Origin of the sequence: Neobacillus cucumis (assembly GCF_016908975.1) — a bacterium.
Lineage (GTDB): Bacteria > Bacillota > Bacilli > Bacillales > Cytobacillaceae > Neobacillus > Neobacillus cucumis.
This window is the reverse complement of sequence record NZ_JAFBEX010000013.1, coordinates 79,701-96,833: the sequence shown is the minus strand read 5'-3', so window position 1 is coordinate 96,833 and position 17,133 is coordinate 79,701. Positions and strand designations below refer to the sequence as shown.

The window sequence follows — 17,133 nt, the reverse complement described above, 5'->3', positions numbered from 1 at the left end:
TCATGCAATTATTAAAAGCCATTCAAAATAATGCCAGGTTACATCCAGAAAGATTGGTTTTTATCTCTCCTGCTAAACAGATGACTTACGGTGAGCTTTGGCAAAAATCAGAACAATGGGCAGCTTTTATTTTGGCACTAAACCTTAAAAAGCACTCACCTATTTTGGTTTATGGACATATGGAACCAGAAATGTTGATTTCCTTCCTTGGCAGTGTAAAGGCCGGTCATCCATATATTCCTGTTGATACCTCCATTCCATTAGAAAGAGTGGAGAAAATGATTCATAATTCTCAAACCGAGTTCTTCATTAATGTATCTGGTCTCGAACTTACGATTGAGTCTTCTGTAAGAACAGTAACCTTTGAAGAAATGGATAAACAATTGGCTGCCTCCATTGATTCTTTCAACTGGGTGAAGGAAAACGAGAACTTTTATATTATTTACACATCAGGAAGTACAGGAAATCCTAAGGGTGTTCAAATATCTGCTAACAATCTGCAAAGCTTTGTGGATTGGATGCTGGAAGATTTTCCGATTGAAGGCGGACTTCGCTTCTTAAACCAAGCTCCCTTCTCCTTTGATCTTTCCGTAATGGATCTCTATCCAGCTTTAGCAAGCGGTGGGACCCTATTTGCGATTACAAAAGAAATAATCGCTAAACCAAAAATCTTATTTGAAGCATTAAAAAAATCTAAGACACAGGTATGGACCTCCACACCATCCTTTGTACAAATGTGCCTAATGGATCCTTCGTTTAACAGCGAACTCCTTCCGGAATTATCAGTCTTTCTTTTCTGCGGTGAAATTCTTCCTGTTTCAGTTTGCCAGCAGCTGAGGGAACGATTTCCAATGGCGAGGATTTTTAATACCTATGGTCCGACTGAGGCAACCGTTGCTGTTACCTTTTCAGAAATAACAGATAAAGTGCTAAAGGAATATCAAACTCTTCCAGTAGGGGTCGCAAAATCTGATACACAAATCATTCTATTAAATGAAGAAAATATGCCTGTATCTGAGGAAGAAAAGGGCGAAATTATTATCGTTGGGCCGAGTGTCAGCAAAGGCTATTTCGGACAACCAGAACTCACCACTAAAGCCTTCTTTAATTACAATGGACAGCAAGCTTATAGAACCGGTGATGCCGGTTTTATCAAAGAAGGGTTACTTTATTATAAAGGGAGATTAGATTTTCAAATCAAATTACATGGGTATCGAATGGAACTTGAGGAAATCGAATATCATATTGGAAAATCGAAATTTGTGAATTCAGCGGTGGTTGTGCCCATTTATCAAGATGAACGAATAGAATACCTATCGGTGTTAATTATTCCGGCGGAACACCCTTTTGAAAAAGAATATCAGCTTACCAGTGCGATTAAAAAAGAACTAGGATTAATATTACCTGCTTATATGATTCCAAGAAAGTTTTCATACCATAAGGAACTACCAATGACTCCGAATGGAAAAGTAGACCGAAAACAAATTAGCGAAAAGGTATTCGTATGATTCCATATGGTTCCTTTACATTCTTTTTCATCCTAGTTGTTCTATTGGCACCGACTGTGATTCTTGGCTTAAAGGGTAAGAAATTTCACACATACAACATGATTGTCTCAGTAATGGTCTTGGCCATTATTTTTTCATCTAAACCGTCAACTGCGATTGCTTTAATTCTGTTTACAGTATGGCAGGTTCTATTAATCGAAGGATATATAGCCTATAGAAAAAAAGCCAACAGCGGCTGGATTTTTTCTTTTGCGGTGATTGCTTCTATTCTTCCATTGACAGTTTATAAGTTGCTTCCGTATTTTTCAGATACCAACTGGATGTCCTTTTTGGGAATTTCCTATTTAACATTTAAGGGAACACAATTAATTATGGAGACAAGGGATGGACTAATCAAGCAACGGCTGCCCCTTGCTAGTTTGCTGTATTTTATTTTATTTTTTCCGACCATCTCATCTGGCCCAATTGACCGTTACCGTCGGTTTGACAAGGATTTAAAGGCCGAAATAACAGGTGAACAGTATAAGCAGCTTTTATACGACGGGATCAACAAACTTTTCCGAGGCTTTTTATATAAATATATTATTGGATATTCTATTAATCATTTTTTCCTTATTAACTTAAGATTTATCGCGACAAATCATTTTCAAAGCCAGCTCTTTTATATGTATGGCTATAGTTTTTATTTATTTTTCGATTTTGCTGGCTATAGTGCGTTTGCGATTGGTATCAGCTATATCATGGGAATCAAATCACCGGAAAACTTTAATCTGCCGTTTATCAGCAGAAATATAAAAGACTTCTGGAATCGCTGGCATATGAGCCTTTCCTTCTGGTTTCGAGACTACGTGTACATGCGATTCGTTTTTTGGATAACGAAAAAGAAGTGGATAAAAAACCGAAACATCACTTCTAATCTCGGTTATATTTTATTATTTCTGTTAATGGGTGTCTGGCATGGACTTGAGATACAATATATCCTTTATGGCATCTACCATGCCTTGTTAATGGTTTGCTACAACACATTCGAACAGTTTAATAAAAAGCATAAATGGTGGCCGCAGACAAGGTTTACTCGAATCGTTAGTATTGTGATTACCTTCCATTTCGTATGCTTTGGATTTTATATATTCTCAGGACATTTTATTCAAAAAGGAGTATGATTTCGATGGAATTTAAAGATCAAGTGATAGAATTATTAGCAGAAATTTGCCAAGATGAGGTTGTTAAAGAAAATCCAGATATCGATTTGTTTGATGAGGCACTATTAGACTCATTTGGAACAGTCGAGTTATTGGTTCAAATAGAAGAACGTTTTGGCATCCTTGTCCCAATTACTGAATTTGACCGTGATACTTGGAATACACCAAATCAAATCGCCATTCAGTTGGCTGATTTGAGATGAAGAGGCCTGTATTTATCCCGCTTTTTCTAGCGTTTTTTGTTTTATTTATCCTAGTAATCATTCCCGATCGCTGGATTGAAAGTCTGATTCCCAAAAATCGAATCAGCCAAGAAGCAACCGAATTAAATCCTTTTATGTTTCAAGGTAAATATATACAGCAAAAAATGCTCGATGATAGCCGTTATCTGCCCATTTATGGTTCATCAGAACTGGCGAGGCTTGATCGTTTTCATCCTTCTGATTACTTTCAAGAGGTCCATGAAGACTTCACACCTTTTCTGATAGGCCGTGGCGGAACCGAGTCATTGATTCACTTTTTAAATTTTTCCGAGCATATTAATCAATTAAAGGATAAGAAAATCGTATTTGTGTTGTCTCCGCAATGGTTTAATCCACAAGGAGCCGATGAATCACATTTTGTACCCAATTATTCTTCCCTGCAGGGATATGATTTTGCTTTTAATCAACAGATTGATCCAAAGGTGAAGAAACAGGCCATTAAGCGCCTCTTAACCTATTCATCTGTTAAAAATGATCCAATTCTGTCTACACTTTATAAGGCTGAAGTTACAAATGATCCATTGACTAAATGGGAAGCAAGGGTCCTTCGCCCTGTTGCGCTTGCCTATCGGCATGTGCTAGAGAAAAAGGATTTATATTACTCCTTGGCTGGCGGTTTATCTCGTCACCGGGACCTTTCCCCGAAAGTTAGAAAGAAATCGTGGAACCAATTAGAAAAGGAAGCAGATCAATACGGTGCGAAGCGGGCAACGAACAATCACTTCTATATCGTAAACTCTCAATATAATAAAATTAAAGCTTTCATGCCGTCTTTAAAAAATAAAGACATAAACCGTTCCTACGGTGTGTCGAAAGAATACGGAGACTTCCAGCTTGTTCTTGATGTATTGAAGCAAGCCGGAGCAAAGCCTCTGTTTATCTCTGTACCGGTCAATGGACAATATTATGATTATACCGGGTTTCCTAAGGAAGGGCGTACTGCTTATTATGAACGGATTAAGAAGCAAATAGAAGCGGAAGGGTTTCAAGTTGCTGATTTCTCGGGCCATGAATATGATCCGTATTTCATGAAAGATACGATTCACATTGGCTGGAAGGGCTGGGTGTATACGGACCAGGCTATCAAGCAATTTTATGAGGGGAACGATAGACAGCTCGCGATGAATCAGTAAAGCAGAACATTAAAAATTTTCTATATAAAACAGGTAAAAGGCAACTTCCCAAAACCGGGATTAGTTGCCTTTTTCTACTTCTATCTACACAACCTATTATTTAATAAAAAGATTGATAATTAACACCCCTGCCAGCCCGACAAGAGAAGCAATCGTAACCATAACTGACCAGGTTTTAATCGTTTTACCAATGGAAAGGTTAAAGAATTCCTTATAAATCCAAAAGCCTGCATCATTTACGTGGGAGAACGTCATACTTCCAGCACCAGTAGCTAAAACCATAAGTTCTGGACTTACATGTGTTGCTGCAACCAGTGGTGCCGCAATTCCAGCAGCAGTCATACCTGCAACAGTTGCAGAACCCAAAACAACACGTAATATTGCGGCAATTAACCATGCTAGGATTAATGGAGAAATGGATGATCCCTCCATTAGATGGGCAACGTATTTATCCACATGGCTGTCAATCAAAACTTGTTTGAATGCGCCACCGCCGGCGATAATTAATAGAATAACGGCAATACTGCTGATGGATTCCGTAAGTGAATTCATCAGTTCCGGCATTTTTCTGCCACGGTTAAGACCAAATGTAAAAATGGCAACGATTACAGAGATAAGCAACGCAACGCCTGGATTTCCTAAAAATTGAGCTGCTGGTAATAGACCTGATTTTGGAGCTACAATTTCAACAATAGCTTGGAAAGCAATAAGAATTACTGGAATAAGAGCTGTAAACATACTAATGCCAAATCCGGGCATTTCTTCTTCTTTAAAGTGTTTTGGTGTAAAAAGCCCTTTTGGAATCTCTACTTCCAAATCCTCTTTTTTAAATAGCTTCGTATATAATGGTCCACTAATAATAACAGCAGGAATAGCAATGATAATTCCATATAATAATGTCTTCCCTAAATTTGCTTGATAAATACCTGCAACCGCTGTTGGCCCTGGATGCGGCGGAACAAAACCGTGCATGGTAATCAACGCCGCTATAACCGGCATTCCAATGTAAAGAATAGGAACACCCGCTTCTGCAGCAATCGTGAATACTAATGGGATTAAAACAACAACGCCTGTTTCAAAAAATAGAGCGATTCCAACCACAAACGCAGTAAGAACGGCAGCTAACTGCACTCTTTTCTTGCCGAATGCCCGGATCAAAGTAACAGAGATTCGCTGTGCACCTCCGGAATCAGCCATCAGTTTCCCAATCATACCCCCAAATACAATCACTAAAGCTAGACTTCCCAAGGTACCGCCCAGGCCAGTTGTAATGGATGTCATTGCTTCGACTGGTGACATTCCTTCCATTATACCTACGAGCAATCCAACTACAATCAACGAGATGAATGCGTTTAACTTAAAGACCACCATCAATAATAGTAATAATGCTACCCCTATGCAGATATATACTATTGGCATTTTCTCCATCTTCTCCTTTGTTTAAGGAGATGCCAACCAATCATGATTGGCATCCTTTTAGACATACTAGTTACCGCTTAATATTTCAGCAACCTCTTTTAAATCGGTTTTGGATCCTACGTTCCCTGGAAAAATGACATAAGCCATGCCAGGATATTTACTTTCATCCCCTGTTCTCCAAACTGGAATACCAGGACGAATCTGGCCAGCCACTGTAGCTCTTTTCACCTTCAAGCCTTTTGTCCCGACATCACTTGAGGTAATCCCGCCTTTTGCAATGAGAAAGTTCGGTCTAACTTGTAATCTAGTGACGATACTTGTGACCGCATCTGAAATCGAAACGGAGAGTTTTAATTCTTCTTCTTTTTTACCTTCCCCAAGGTCAAGACGCTCTCTGCTGGTATAAACAGCAACGGTTTTACCGGAACTAATCAGAGCTTCAGTTGTTTCAATTACCCGGTCACATTCTTTCTGAAATGCTTCAGGCTGTAAAACTAAATGGCTATTAAATTCAATAAATTCAATGGCACTTAACTTTTTAAGCTCTTCCAGCTGTTCGGTCGTTTTTTTCACATGGGAACCAATAATAATTAATCCGCCATTCCCTGTTTCTTCTCCCACTAATTCTGCTCTAGTAAGCAGCGGTTTATTGCTCACTCCTCCGATAACTTTTGGAAGAGCTGCCGCACTCCTAAATAAGAAGTTCTTGCCGCTGTTGATAGCTTGTGCTAAAGCAATGGTGAAAATTTTCACATCCACCTCATCAACCGCATTAACTACTACTTTATTAAAGTAGTTTACTTGAAGAAGCTTTTCGGCTATTTTTTCAATTTGTAATGAGCGAAGCTCTTCAAGTGAAATATATAAGGTATTTTCAGCTAAAAATTCTCCATTCGACTTCTCTTCGATCCATTCACCTAGATCTGATTTTGTGTAACCAAAGGTACGATCCTTGGCAAATTCTGTTTCACCGGCAGGTACGAGCTCTTCACCATACTGGACATAATGAATATTATTGATGGTAAGTCGTCCTCCCTCTTTAAAAAATGGAAGAATGACTTCACCATCTATTTTTATATCAGAAGCTGTTTCGATGGTTTCCTTTAAGACATTTGTTTCTAAAGGATAGTGTCCTCTTAAGGTTGAATCCCCGCGGCTGATAATCATGAATTCCCTGTTTAGTTTCGTAGCAACGGTAAGAATATTTTCCGCAATTTCCCGGTGTGCACTTTCTGTTTCGTCAGCCGTAAATCCTCGTGAGTTTGTCAAGATAAAGAACATGGACTGTTCTTCATTAAATCCCTGTTCAATGCTTTCCACAGACCAATCTGTAAAAACAGAGATGTCATGGACTGTTTGAACACCCGTGGGATCATCATCGAGAACAATTATTTTTTTATTTAAATTCTTTAACGCTTCGGCATGCAATTGATCAACTGACGCACGGTTTACTTCAGGAAGAGTTTCAAGAATTTCTACGGATACTCTTTTTGTCTCATTCATGGTTTAAACCCTCTTTACTTCAACATTTGCAAGTTTTTCATAATATCTAACAATGCTGCCATGATCGTCTTTTATTTTTCCATCGACCTTTAACGCATGGAAAATCTCTAATAATTGGCTTGATAGCGGTAATGGAACACCGATTTCATGAGCTGTATCCATTACATTCGTAATATCTTTCATATTGATAGCAATGCTTCCGCCTGCAACAAAGTTTCGATCTAATATCATGGGTACCTTTGCATCGAGCACGGTACTTCCTGCTAGTCCTCCTCTGATGGCCTGATACATTTTTTCAATATTAATGCCTGCTTTTGCTGCTAATACAAGTGCCTCAGACATAGCGGCAATGTTAAGGTTTACAATAATTTGATTGGCCAATTTTGCTGTTACCCCACAGCCATTGTCACCCACTAAAGTTACGTCTTTACCCATGCCATAAAGTACGGATTGAACGCTTTCAAAGACATCTTCATTACCGCCTACCATGATTGCTAAAGTACCGTCAATAGCTTTAGGTTCTCCGCCGCTTACAGGTGCATCAAGCATACCTACTCCTTTTTTCGCTGCTTCAGCTGCAAGTTCTTTAGATACTTCTGGAGTAATCGAACTCATATCAATGATGACTGATCCTTCTTTTGCTCCTTCAAGGACGCCATTCTCACCTAATACAACTTCTTGTACATGTTTAGAAGCTGGCAACATAGTAATAATGACATCACTGTTTTCTGCCACTTTTTTAGGTGATGCAGCTGCAGTCGCTCCAGCCTCAACTAGACTACTTACCGCCTCTTGATTAAGATCAAAAACAGTGAGTGTATGCCCTGCCTTCATTAGATTTAGTGTCATTGGTTTTCCCATAATTCCAAGTCCAATAAAACCGACTTTTCGTTCCATTTTTATTCCTCCTCGATGACTATTCATTCAATATACATTAAGCAAATTGCATTTTTGAAATTAAGGCAATCGCTTTCATTAGTTGATTACATTTGCTATTGTATACTAACATTTTAATTTTGTATACAATTTTTATTTATTTTGTATACAAAATTTTATTTAGTGTATAATTATTTGTAGAGATAACCAATGACTCTGTATTTTTTTGTCTCTATATTTGGTAAGATAATTTTAATTAGTGAATTCATATTGAGGTGAAAACTTTGTTAGGAAGTGATCGTTCTCGTCCGGCTTTCCATCAATCCTATGAAATTATTCGTGATAAAATCTTAAATGGCGAGCTTCCCGGTGGAACCAAGATTGTCGAAGAAAAGGTTGCCGCTGAATTAGGTGTGAGCAGAACGCCGATACGGGAGTCCATTCGCAAATTGGAACAAGAAGGGCTTATAGTGAATAAGAGGGTTGTCAAACCGACCGAAAAGGATTTGAGAAATATGTTTCAAGTTCGAATACTTTTGGAAGGCTTTTCAGCAAAATGTGCAGCATCCTATCTGAAGGAAGACGAACTGGAATCTCTATATAACTGTGTTGAGATTGGAAGGAAAGGTACTGTCGAAGAGATCATGCGTGCTAATGAACGCTTTCATGAAATTATTGTTAATGCCAGCAATAATCCCGTTATGATTGATATTATTGACCGGATGCAATCTACGATTTATCTTTTCCGTAAAACCGTTGTATTTTACAACCGTCCCCATCTAATTGATGAACACGAGGAAATCTACAAGGCTATTAAGGCAAGAGACGGAGAAAGGGCAGAAATGGTGATGAAAAACCATTTACAAGCCGATTTAGACTTTTGTCTGCATCTAATTGGTAAATAGGCTTAAATAAATAACACATCTTTCTGCAATTTGGGGAAGTGTGTTTTTATAGCGTAAAAAAGCACCTGCATAATTAACGGGTTCTGTTACCTGTCACAAAAATCCAAAATGTATATTAAAATGACCATCAATTTTTATGTTAATTTGATGGTCATTTTTTTATTGATATAACTCGAATAATTATAAAAATAGGCGTGAAACTGTAGTCCAATTTGTATATCAAAATGTAAGGTTACAGAGATTTCTGTTACCTCGTAAATTGGACTGCAAAACTGCGTTTTTCTTTGGCCTTGGCTCTGTTATTTTTTATTATTGATTTTCGTGTAGGTAAGAGAATTAATAAGCGGAAAAGCTCCGCTTATTTTTAAGGAAATATGGGTATTTCCCAATTTAAACGGAATTTTTCCGGTTATTTTTCAAAAGCAATGAAATCAACATTTAGTTTTATAAGAGTGCCTTGGCCATAAAATGCTTAGGTGGCACTTTGGAAACCCTGAATTTTGCAGGACAAAATTGATCACAAATATAAGGACATTTTTATAAAAAGTGACAGATATCGGAACCCGTTACTGCATAATGCAGATGCTTTTTTTGTAATTGGAGTGCTAATGCAAATTCACAAGAAGTTTTCGACTAAACAGTCATTTTCCAATTTGATACTGCCAGCCATTTTTCCTTTTCCTTATAATCAGGCATAATCTTTCCAACAAGGCGCCAGAAGGAGCGGTCGTGATTCAGATGGACCATATGGCACATTTCATGCACAACGACATAATCGACTACCTCAAGTGGTGCCATTGCCAGCCTCCAATTAAAGGTTAGCTGTAGTCTTGAATCACAGGTTCCCCAGGTCGTTTTACTATCGGTAATTCGTATCGAACGCGGTTTTGTTTTAAAGTGGCTTTGATAATATTTGATCCTACCCTCCACTAATGCCTTACACTGTTGATAATAAAAGCGTTTTAGAGCCTGTTTTATCTTCTCATCCTCCAGCTGCTTCACATGAATTCGTAACCTTTCTTCCTCAAACACGACATAGTCTTGATCAATATTTTGATTTTGAACGATTTCGATAGGATAGGTGTTTCCTAAATAAAGAAAGTTCTCGCCATGTTCATAGACTTTTTGCTGCGGTCCATTTAGCCTGTCTTTCATTTCCTCCAATTTTTGCTGGATACGATCCCAATTTTCCTCTAATACTTTCAGCACTCTTTCATTAGGTGTCCCTTTCGGCGCCTGAACTTCTACATGTCCATAGCTATCAATCGTCATTCCGATGGAGGTCCGGTTTTTATATTTTATTTCAAAAAGTATCGTTTTACCTAAATAGGTATGTATCATCTCATCACCTAAATTGCGTTATCCCCTGTACTTAATGGCTAGCCCTTTTAAGAAATTCCTAGCGAATTTGTCTCCACATTCTTTATAGTTCTTATGTCCTTCTTTTCTTAATAAGGCACTCAGTTCTCCTTTTGACACTCTGATGCCGGCCAAATCAAAGATATCCAGCATATCCTCAGTCGTTAGGGCTAAGGCTATTTTGACTTTCTTTAACAGGAGATTATTCACGTTTGCGCTCTTCGGTGAAATCGGTTCTGGTGTGTTTGACTGTCCTGGTTTTGGCTCCTGTTTTCCCCTTTTAGAAATAATAAAACCATTTAAAAAGGAATCAAACATACTGTTATTACATTTTATCTGATCATTATCTTCATACTCGTCATCTGATTTTGTGAGGATTTGAATCACTTCTGGTACGGTTACTTCAACCCCGCCAAGTTTAAAAATCTCAGCCATTTCTTTATTTTTTATTTCTAGCGCATATCTCAAACGAATTAATATATCGTTATTGTCCATTGATGGACCTCCTAACTAAAAAAATTAATGTATTCTCAAACAGCATTCAATCTTAACAACTGCCTTGAAGTGACCGGATTGCTGATCGTAGAACTTTATAAAGGATGTAGCTTTGTTCAACATATTCAATTACTCTAGATTACATTATGGTCTAAAAAAAGTCCATTGCATGCTAGTTAGAAAAGCGCAAGCGCCTTGGTCAGCCCCGACAAGCATAAGACGCTCTCAAAAAGATGGCGCTTTTTTCCTTCATTCCTGAGTGGCTGTAGACCATCGAGGGGCTAAAAAGTATGGAATTCCAAACAATTGTAAAGTGTCTAGAAGGTAAACCTTATATACTCCTTAAAATGGAAAGTATTTTGGTTATAAATTAAACGTGAGGTGAATCGTTCGGCGCAAGGAAATGATTTGTATAGATATACTTCTGTGCGCTAACCATTGGTTTGTTGGGAAGAATATTATAGAAAAAAGTGTAAGCCGTTTGTTTTTTCGTCCCGATTAATTCTGTGATTAAAAATGTTTGCTTAAATAAGTTGCTCTTATATGATTGCATTTTCTGTTTTATTTTTTGCCTTTTTGGTGCTAGTGGTCGTTTTTCGAATTTCATCGACCCTTTTCTCAACGATTCCGCACGTTCGATCCGATCCTCTCCTCCGATCTCCAGTAAGTCTTCATAGTAGCTCTTGATAAAAAGAATCTTCACTTTCTTATTGCCGATGGGGAATTCTCTTCCGTTGTCGATAGCATCGAGGCAAAGAAGCCATAACTCCTTACAGTCATCCCGGTTTGTATAATTCTCGATTTGTTCCTTCTCAGAAAAATAGGCAACGTTTGAAAGTTTCGCGTCGATCCAAAGACCGGTTTCCCCTATACAAAGATCAGGTCTTTTACGGGAACCCAGGGAGGTTTTTATTATAGATAACGTCATCAAAAAAGATTTCGACCACTTCCTTCTCCAATTCCTCGTATTTTATCCCGTAGTGTTTACAATTTAGTTAAAGAAATATGAACAATTCGGTAATATTCTTTCCAGATTAGTTAATGAATAATAACTGTTTAACAGTGCCTAATAGGTGTAAGTTTTGTACACTACGAAAATATAAGTTTTTTTCTTTTTTTCTTCCTTGTTTTCCATCTAAAAGTTAGTCTATAACAGTCGTACAGGAAGTTATATATCTTTTAGATGGGAATGGTCAAAAATGAGTGAACTTGGGATATGCAAGGGTAAGTAGCTTGGATCAGGATTATTCCTTACAAGATGAACAATTAGAAAAGTTGGATGCACTAAGATTTTTCACGAAAAGAAAAGTGGTAAGAACACTGGTAGGCCCGAACTGAACAAAACCATGGAGTATTTAAGAGCAGGAGACAAATTAGTGGTATATAAGATTGACCGTTTGGCCAGATCAACAAGAGACTTACATAATATTGTTCATGAATTACAAGAGAAGAACATCGGTGTTGTATTCATTAAGAAACAGATTGACTTTCAACTCCGGCTGGAAAGCTCATGTTTACCATGTTGGGAGCTATTGCTGAATTCGAGCGCGATTTCATCAATGAACGGACCTAAGAAGGGCGAGAACGGGCGAAAGCACAAGGGAAACACTTAGGAAGAAAAGGACAGGACACAAAGGAAATCAAAAGGGCATTAAAGCTGTTTGCAGATAGGGAACAAAATGGATTAAGTGTCAATGACATTTCTAAACAAACAGGTGTGCCACGTTAAACCCTATATGCAAAAGCGAAGGGGGCAAAATAATGGCAGTTGACGATTACGCAATAAACAGTTTAAGGGTTGTTTGGTTTGATATTGCATATGAGGACCTAAAAAAGGAATGGAAGAGCAATGAATACGAAAAGCTTTCTGATTGTCCATCCTTTAACACAGCCTATACTTATCGAGAAGCTTTAAATGTTTTAATTAAAGGTCCTAAATATGTGGATGAAACACAGTTGAAAAGAATGATTGAAGAGGATTTTGAGATTGAAGAGCATTGGGAGAATCGCAAGTAAAACAAATGCTTACTGCGCAAAGTAATTTCCACAAACGGGAATGCAGCAGCTCCCAGGAGTCGGGTATGGTGATTAGTATTGCAAAAAGTGTTTTTCCAGTACCGAAAGCCAATTTTTCTTACGTTTAGCCGGCACTATGGAGGAATACTGCCCCTTTAATGATTAAAGAGCAAGAAAATGGACTGTTTTAAACAGTCCATTTTTGTTCAATTCTAATGGTCTATAGTGAAATAACATAATAGAAGAGAGGTATTACCTATTTAACAGAAAGTAAAGAATCAACCACAATACTGTTTAAAGCACTGATAAAAGCAATTGCACTTGCTTTCAAAATATCGGTATCTGTTGCTTTGGCAACATATTTTTCCCCTCGATATTCCACTTGAATCCTAACTTTCCCAAATGCTTCCTTACCTCTTGATACACTGCTAATTTTGTATTCATTCAATTTAATATCTAAATCACAAATTTCTGTAATAGCTGAATACAAAGCATCAATCGGTCCAGAACCAACTGCACTGCTTTTTAATATTTGGCCACCCTTTTTAATCTTCACAATTGCAGACGGGAAACTCGTATTACTAATCACTTGCAAGTCCATTAGTTCATAAAAATTATCACTATAGTGCTTAAAATTACTATTAATATCATTTTTTGCATAATAGTTTTCAACAATGACATACAAATCATGATTATATATTTCTTTTTTCACATCTGCCAATTCAAGGAAAGCTTCAAATATCTCCTCAAATTGTTTGTTGGTCATCTCATTAAAACCTAATTTTTCAAGCGCATTTTTCACCGCATGACGACCAGAACGAGCGGTTAAAACAAGTTCCATATCCTCTAAACCAACTTCAGTCGGACTCATAATTTCGTAAACATCTCTTGCTTTTAATAAACCGTCTTGGTGTATACCTGAAGAATGAGCAAAGGCATTATCTCCTGTAATGGCTTTATTAACTTGAACATCAAGACCCATTAGACTACTTACCAACCTAGACGTTTTTATGATTTCTTTTGTATTAATATTTGTGAAAGCATTATAGACTGATGAGCGCGTTTTAATTGCCATTACAACCTCTTCAAGCGCAGCATTACCTGCACGCTCACCAATGCCATTAATAGTACATTCAACTTTATCCGCACCATTTTTAATTGCAGCTAACGTATTAGCAGTTGCCATACCTAGATCATTATGACAATGGACACTTAAAAGCACTTTATCATTCAAATTTTTCAAGCGATCATTTATTTTAAAAATTAATTCACCATACTCATCCGGCTCGGCATATCCGACTGTATCGGGCACATTAATAATGGTAGCCCCTGCCTTTACAACAGCTTCAATCGTTGCCCATAAATATTCAAATTCAGAGCGAGTCGCATCCTCTAATGAATACTGTACATCTGGTAGAAATCTTTTTGCATACTTTACTGCATCAACACCGATATCTAAAATTTGACTTTTCGATTTCCCAAATTTCTTATCCACATGAATGTCTGAAGAGCCTAAAACTATATGGATTAACGGCTTCTTAGCATATTTTATACTATTAAAAACTGCATCGATATCAGCCTCTACTGCTCTTGCTAACGCAGTGATGATAATATCGTCTGTATTTCCTACTTTCATGGCTATTTCTTTCACAGCATTAAAATCACCAACTGAAGACGATGGAAAACCAGCTTCGATTATATCAACTTGCAGCTTCTTTAATTGCTGTGCAACTTCTAGTTTTTCATACAGATTCAACTTAGCCCCTGGAACTTGCTCGCCATCTCTTAAAGTTGTATCAAACATCCAAATTTTTCTAGCCATTTCAGAAACACTCCTTTTTTTAATATATAAAAAAGCCCCGTCTCTATAAAAAAATAGAGACGAGGCATGCTCGCGGTACCACTCTAATTGATTAATCATCACATAATTAATCCACTCATTTTCGGCAGCTAACACCACCTATCCACATAACGGTAGAAAACCGACAACCCCTACTTAATGTTCAGGACGTAGCTCTTGGATGAGTTCAAAGGCAATAACTACCGATTCCCACCAACCATCGGCTCTCTGAATAACTTATACATCCTTCTACTATTTCCAATCATTGCTTATTATTTAATTATATATCATTTTAAACCTATCAACTCGATTTGCCAACCGAATTTTTTAAAAATAAATATTATTCTGAATTTAATATTGCACTCTCAAATTAAAAAGTTAAAATAGCCTTGAAGGCTATAAAGCAGGCTTAAGCCTGGGTAATGTTTAAACAAATGCTCTAGCGCTCCCTTTATCCATTCATTCTATCTTAATTTACATATTTTTTGCAGGGAATTGTATGCAACATATAGAATTAATCATGAACATTATGTTGTAAAGGAGAAGTGTGATTACTTAAGCCCCCGTTAGCCATCCATGAATCGCTAAAAACAGCTCTTCACCACAAAGAATGAAAATGTATTGAATCCGTCCATACTTGTTCTAAGGCTGGGAGAGGAAGGTCGATACACTATGGTGCCATTGAGCCCATCCGTTAGTCTGACTCCAACGACCACGGTGCATCACAAACTGTCGCTCCCTTACGGGAAGCACTCATGGTAGATTAATCCTAATTCTGATTTTTGCACCTGCCTCCGATTTTCAAGCCTAGAAAGGAAGATTTCAATGGAAAACCGTATAATAAGTACGACAATATATCCTCAATTTTATCTAAAAAAAACTGATGCTTTCATCCTTCTTTATTATTTACACTATTGGATTCAGTTTATAATTATTTATTTGACCTACTAGTTAATGGTGGTTCATTAAACCAACCTTTTTTAACCAATAGTTTAAACCCTTTTTCTGAAAAACTTTGGACCTGTTCTATTAATTCACTTAGTATTTTGATATGATTCTTCTTATAACTAGATACAGCAGCGTTTTGTAAATTTATTATTCCAATAGGATTTAAAAACATTATTAGGTTCGTCATTAACTTATCTGAAAATGGAGATTCATGGACCCTATGAACGAAGCTCTCTAGTCCAGTTGTAGTACTAACTCCGTTTTCCCTGTAAATATCCGATAAAGTAGCAGCTTGATGAAATGCTAATTTCTTGCCTTCATTAAATAATTGCTTTGACTCTTCATCTTTTACAACATCAGCAAAAGCAGCGCATAGAGCAACACCAACATTATTGCATTGAAGTGCACTGTACATATGTCCCAATTCAACCGCATTGAGTGGTCTCAATTGTGTAGATACAACCTTAAACAGGTTACTCTCTCTTTCATGTGCTTTCATGTATAAAAATGGACTGTTTTGTAACAAGTTCTTTTCTTTTAATAAACCTAAAAGAGATCCATCAATTTGAATAAGCTTAGTGAGGACTTCACTAAAGAATTTCTTTACATTCATATCCGCTAGTTCTGAATATTGCGAAGCGAGGACCCGCATCCCATTTCCGGTAATATGCTTAAGAATTTCAATGATTAATTGATCGGTAAAAAGCTTTACTGAGGAGTTATATAAATCCACTTCACTGAAAAATGGCGTTTCAGTATAACCGCTGTCATTTAATATCTTTGTAGCCTCTTTTTCTTGAAATGTAGATAATGAATTGATTTCATCTAGAACACTTCTCAAATCTTTATCCTCAGCAGTGTCAATAAGATTTTTTAAAATAATATTAACCATATTCGAACTTGATTGAAGATACCAAAGAAAGCCGAACTCATTTACGTTCATACAAAAGGCTCCTTCATTATTTATTTTCTCTTATAGAATGACAAAAATATTGGTAATTATTCAGGGGATATTTCTAATTAATACATTTAGTCACAATCTCAAACTTTATTAATTATTGCAATTTATATAATTTAATTAGAGTTTTTGTTAAAAGAATACTAATTAAATTCACACTGGCTCTTAGGTTCCTCAATAGCTTTTTTTCATTAGTAAAAGACCTATCCAAATTCCTGGTATCACGCACAAAATTGGTAACCATATTGGGCCAAATAAAAATCCGAATATCTTGAATGTTGATGAATATATACACCCCACTGTTACAAAGAAAGCACAAAAAACGAATGGTAAATAAGAATATTTTCTATTTCCTCCACCAGCATCTTTATAAGCATCCCACATAGCAAAAAAGTATAAACAAGGGTAAAACATTAGCCATAAGTAATCAGTTTGAGCAATGGCTTTTTCGATTTCTCCATGAAAACTAGAAATTATAACAACATTAAAATTTGCATTTACATTTATAAGGAATTCTAAGAATACAAAAACAATACCTTTTATTAGTTTGCCATTTAAAAATTGACCAAAGCCAGGAAGAGCAATACTCCATAGTAATACTTCTTTTGATTTAGCCACCTAATTCAAGCTCCTTACCAAGTTTCGTATAGTGTGATTATGTCAATTATAAAAAAGGCAATCGCATTAATCATTATTCATTAAAAACTT

At 36.8% G+C, this 17,133-nt stretch carries 15 protein-coding genes, 1 pseudogene and 1 other annotated feature; of the genes and pseudogenes, 7 read left to right on the top strand and 9 right to left on the bottom strand.

The features are described from left to right. The first annotated feature begins 2 nt into the window (after positions 1 to 2). From dltA to dltD, 4 genes are read left to right on the top strand one after another with little or no spacing between them, the layout of a single operon-like run. A complete protein-coding gene (gene dltA / locus JOC76_RS18115) occupies positions 3 to 1,508 on the top strand; it encodes a D-alanine--poly(phosphoribitol) ligase subunit DltA (RefSeq protein WP_205179874.1) in 1,506 nt (501 codons plus the stop codon). Continuing rightward, the gene (gene dltB, locus JOC76_RS18110) at positions 1,505 to 2,671 is read left to right on the top strand and encodes a D-alanyl-lipoteichoic acid biosynthesis protein DltB (protein ID WP_205179872.1); all 1,167 of its coding nucleotides are present in this window, start codon (positions 1,505 to 1,507) and stop codon (positions 2,669 to 2,671) included. Before dltA ends, dltB begins: the two co-directional genes overlap by 4 nt. 5 nt (positions 2,672 to 2,676) lie before the next feature. Then, positions 2,677 to 2,913, top strand: coding sequence for a D-alanine--poly(phosphoribitol) ligase subunit 2 (dltC, locus tag JOC76_RS18105; protein WP_205179870.1), 237 nt, complete (start codon positions 2,677 to 2,679; stop codon positions 2,911 to 2,913). Continuing rightward, entirely contained in the window at positions 2,910 to 4,106 is a 1,197-nt protein-coding gene (dltD, locus tag JOC76_RS18100; RefSeq protein WP_205179868.1) for a D-alanyl-lipoteichoic acid biosynthesis protein DltD, read from the top strand. The genes dltC and dltD overlap by 4 nt, the downstream gene beginning before the upstream one ends. Before the next feature lie 96 nt (positions 4,107 to 4,202). On the opposite strand, the gene JOC76_RS18095 is transcribed toward dltD, so the two are convergent. The 3 genes from JOC76_RS18095 to garR all read right to left on the bottom strand — a co-directional run bounded on the left by JOC76_RS18095 (position 4,203) and on the right by garR (position 7,925). Continuing rightward, the gene (locus tag JOC76_RS18095) at positions 4,203 to 5,525 is read right to left on the bottom strand and encodes a gluconate:H+ symporter (RefSeq protein ID WP_205179866.1); all 1,323 of its coding nucleotides are present in this window, start codon (positions 5,523 to 5,525) and stop codon (positions 4,203 to 4,205) included. A 66-nt stretch (positions 5,526 to 5,591) separates the two neighbouring features. Next, entirely contained in the window at positions 5,592 to 7,028 is a 1,437-nt protein-coding gene (locus JOC76_RS18090; protein ID WP_205179864.1) for a four-carbon acid sugar kinase family protein, read from the bottom strand. Between the two features lie 3 nt (positions 7,029 to 7,031). After that, on the bottom strand, positions 7,032 to 7,925 hold the full coding sequence (gene garR, locus JOC76_RS18085; protein WP_205179862.1) for a 2-hydroxy-3-oxopropionate reductase: 894 nt from the start codon (positions 7,923 to 7,925) through the stop codon (positions 7,032 to 7,034). A gap of 254 nt (positions 7,926 to 8,179) precedes the next feature. Here garR and JOC76_RS18080 point away from each other — a divergent pair, with 254 nt between their 5' ends. Then, positions 8,180 to 8,809, top strand: a complete 630-nt coding sequence (locus JOC76_RS18080) for a GntR family transcriptional regulator (protein ID WP_205179861.1) — start codon at positions 8,180 to 8,182, stop codon at positions 8,807 to 8,809. A 633-nt stretch (positions 8,810 to 9,442) separates the two neighbouring features. On the opposite strand, the gene JOC76_RS18075 is transcribed toward JOC76_RS18080, so the two are convergent. The 3 genes from JOC76_RS18075 to JOC76_RS18065 form a co-directional block, all read right to left on the bottom strand. After that, the gene (locus tag JOC76_RS18075) at positions 9,443 to 10,150 is read right to left on the bottom strand and encodes a M48 family metallopeptidase (protein WP_205179860.1); all 708 of its coding nucleotides are present in this window, start codon (positions 10,148 to 10,150) and stop codon (positions 9,443 to 9,445) included. Between the two features lie 18 nt (positions 10,151 to 10,168). Beyond that, complete coding sequence (locus tag JOC76_RS18070) at positions 10,169 to 10,663, bottom strand: YehS family protein (protein WP_205179859.1); 495 nt, start codon at positions 10,661 to 10,663, stop codon at positions 10,169 to 10,171. A 370-nt stretch (positions 10,664 to 11,033) separates the two neighbouring features. Continuing rightward, positions 11,034 to 11,591, bottom strand: coding sequence for a hypothetical protein (locus tag JOC76_RS18065; protein ID WP_205179858.1), 558 nt, complete (start codon positions 11,589 to 11,591; stop codon positions 11,034 to 11,036). Between the two features lie 275 nt (positions 11,592 to 11,866). On the opposite strand from JOC76_RS18065, the pseudogene JOC76_RS18060 reads away from it, so the two are divergent. Both JOC76_RS18060 and JOC76_RS18055 read left to right on the top strand, forming a co-directional pair. Continuing rightward, positions 11,867 to 12,392, top strand: a pseudogene (locus JOC76_RS18060) (recombinase family protein). Positions 12,393 to 12,424: 32 nt separating this feature from the next. Then, on the top strand, positions 12,425 to 12,679 hold the full coding sequence (locus JOC76_RS18055; RefSeq protein WP_205179857.1) for a hypothetical protein: 255 nt from the start codon (positions 12,425 to 12,427) through the stop codon (positions 12,677 to 12,679). 256 nt (positions 12,680 to 12,935) lie between these two features. Here JOC76_RS18055 and JOC76_RS18050 read toward each other — a convergent pair whose 3' ends face one another. From JOC76_RS18050 to JOC76_RS18040, 3 genes are all read right to left on the bottom strand, one after another. Further along, positions 12,936 to 14,501, bottom strand: coding sequence for a 2-isopropylmalate synthase (locus JOC76_RS18050; protein WP_205179856.1), 1,566 nt, complete (start codon positions 14,499 to 14,501; stop codon positions 12,936 to 12,938). Between the two features lie 52 nt (positions 14,502 to 14,553). Continuing rightward, positions 14,554 to 14,794: a binding site (T-box leader), on the bottom strand. A gap of 656 nt (positions 14,795 to 15,450) precedes the next feature. Further along, positions 15,451 to 16,410, bottom strand: coding sequence for a DUF3231 family protein (locus tag JOC76_RS18045; RefSeq protein WP_205179855.1), 960 nt, complete (start codon positions 16,408 to 16,410; stop codon positions 15,451 to 15,453). 189 nt (positions 16,411 to 16,599) lie between these two features. Further along, positions 16,600 to 17,043, bottom strand: a complete 444-nt coding sequence (locus JOC76_RS18040; RefSeq protein ID WP_205179853.1) for a hypothetical protein — start codon at positions 17,041 to 17,043, stop codon at positions 16,600 to 16,602. Positions 17,044 to 17,133 lie beyond the last annotated feature (90 nt).

What these genes read in the sequence shown, in the direction of transcription:
- dltA (WP_205179874.1), top strand. Translation starts at nt 3, where the DNA reads ATGCAATTATTAAAAGCCATTCAAAATAATGCCAGGTTACATCCAGAA.
- dltB (WP_205179872.1), top strand. Translation starts at nt 1,505, where the DNA reads ATGATTCCATATGGTTCCTTTACATTCTTTTTCATCCTAGTTGTTCTA.
- dltC (WP_205179870.1), top strand. Translation starts at nt 2,677, where the DNA reads ATGGAATTTAAAGATCAAGTGATAGAATTATTAGCAGAAATTTGCCAA.
- dltD (WP_205179868.1), top strand. Translation starts at nt 2,910, where the DNA reads ATGAAGAGGCCTGTATTTATCCCGCTTTTTCTAGCGTTTTTTGTTTTA.
- JOC76_RS18095 (WP_205179866.1), bottom strand. Translation starts at nt 5,525, where the DNA reads ATGCCAATAGTATATATCTGCATAGGGGTAGCATTATTACTATTATTG.
- JOC76_RS18090 (WP_205179864.1), bottom strand. Translation starts at nt 7,028, where the DNA reads ATGAATGAGACAAAAAGAGTATCCGTAGAAATTCTTGAAACTCTTCCT.
- garR (WP_205179862.1), bottom strand. Translation starts at nt 7,925, where the DNA reads ATGGAACGAAAAGTCGGTTTTATTGGACTTGGAATTATGGGAAAACCA.
- JOC76_RS18075 (WP_205179860.1), bottom strand. Translation starts at nt 10,150, where the DNA reads ATGATACATACCTATTTAGGTAAAACGATACTTTTTGAAATAAAATAT.
- JOC76_RS18070 (WP_205179859.1), bottom strand. Translation starts at nt 10,663, where the DNA reads ATGGACAATAACGATATATTAATTCGTTTGAGATATGCGCTAGAAATA.
- JOC76_RS18065 (WP_205179858.1), bottom strand. Translation starts at nt 11,591, where the DNA reads ATGACGTTATCTATAATAAAAACCTCCCTGGGTTCCCGTAAAAGACCT.
- JOC76_RS18055 (WP_205179857.1), top strand. Translation starts at nt 12,425, where the DNA reads ATGGCAGTTGACGATTACGCAATAAACAGTTTAAGGGTTGTTTGGTTT.
- JOC76_RS18050 (WP_205179856.1), bottom strand. Translation starts at nt 14,501, where the DNA reads ATGGCTAGAAAAATTTGGATGTTTGATACAACTTTAAGAGATGGCGAG.
- JOC76_RS18045 (WP_205179855.1), bottom strand. Translation starts at nt 16,410, where the DNA reads ATGAACGTAAATGAGTTCGGCTTTCTTTGGTATCTTCAATCAAGTTCG.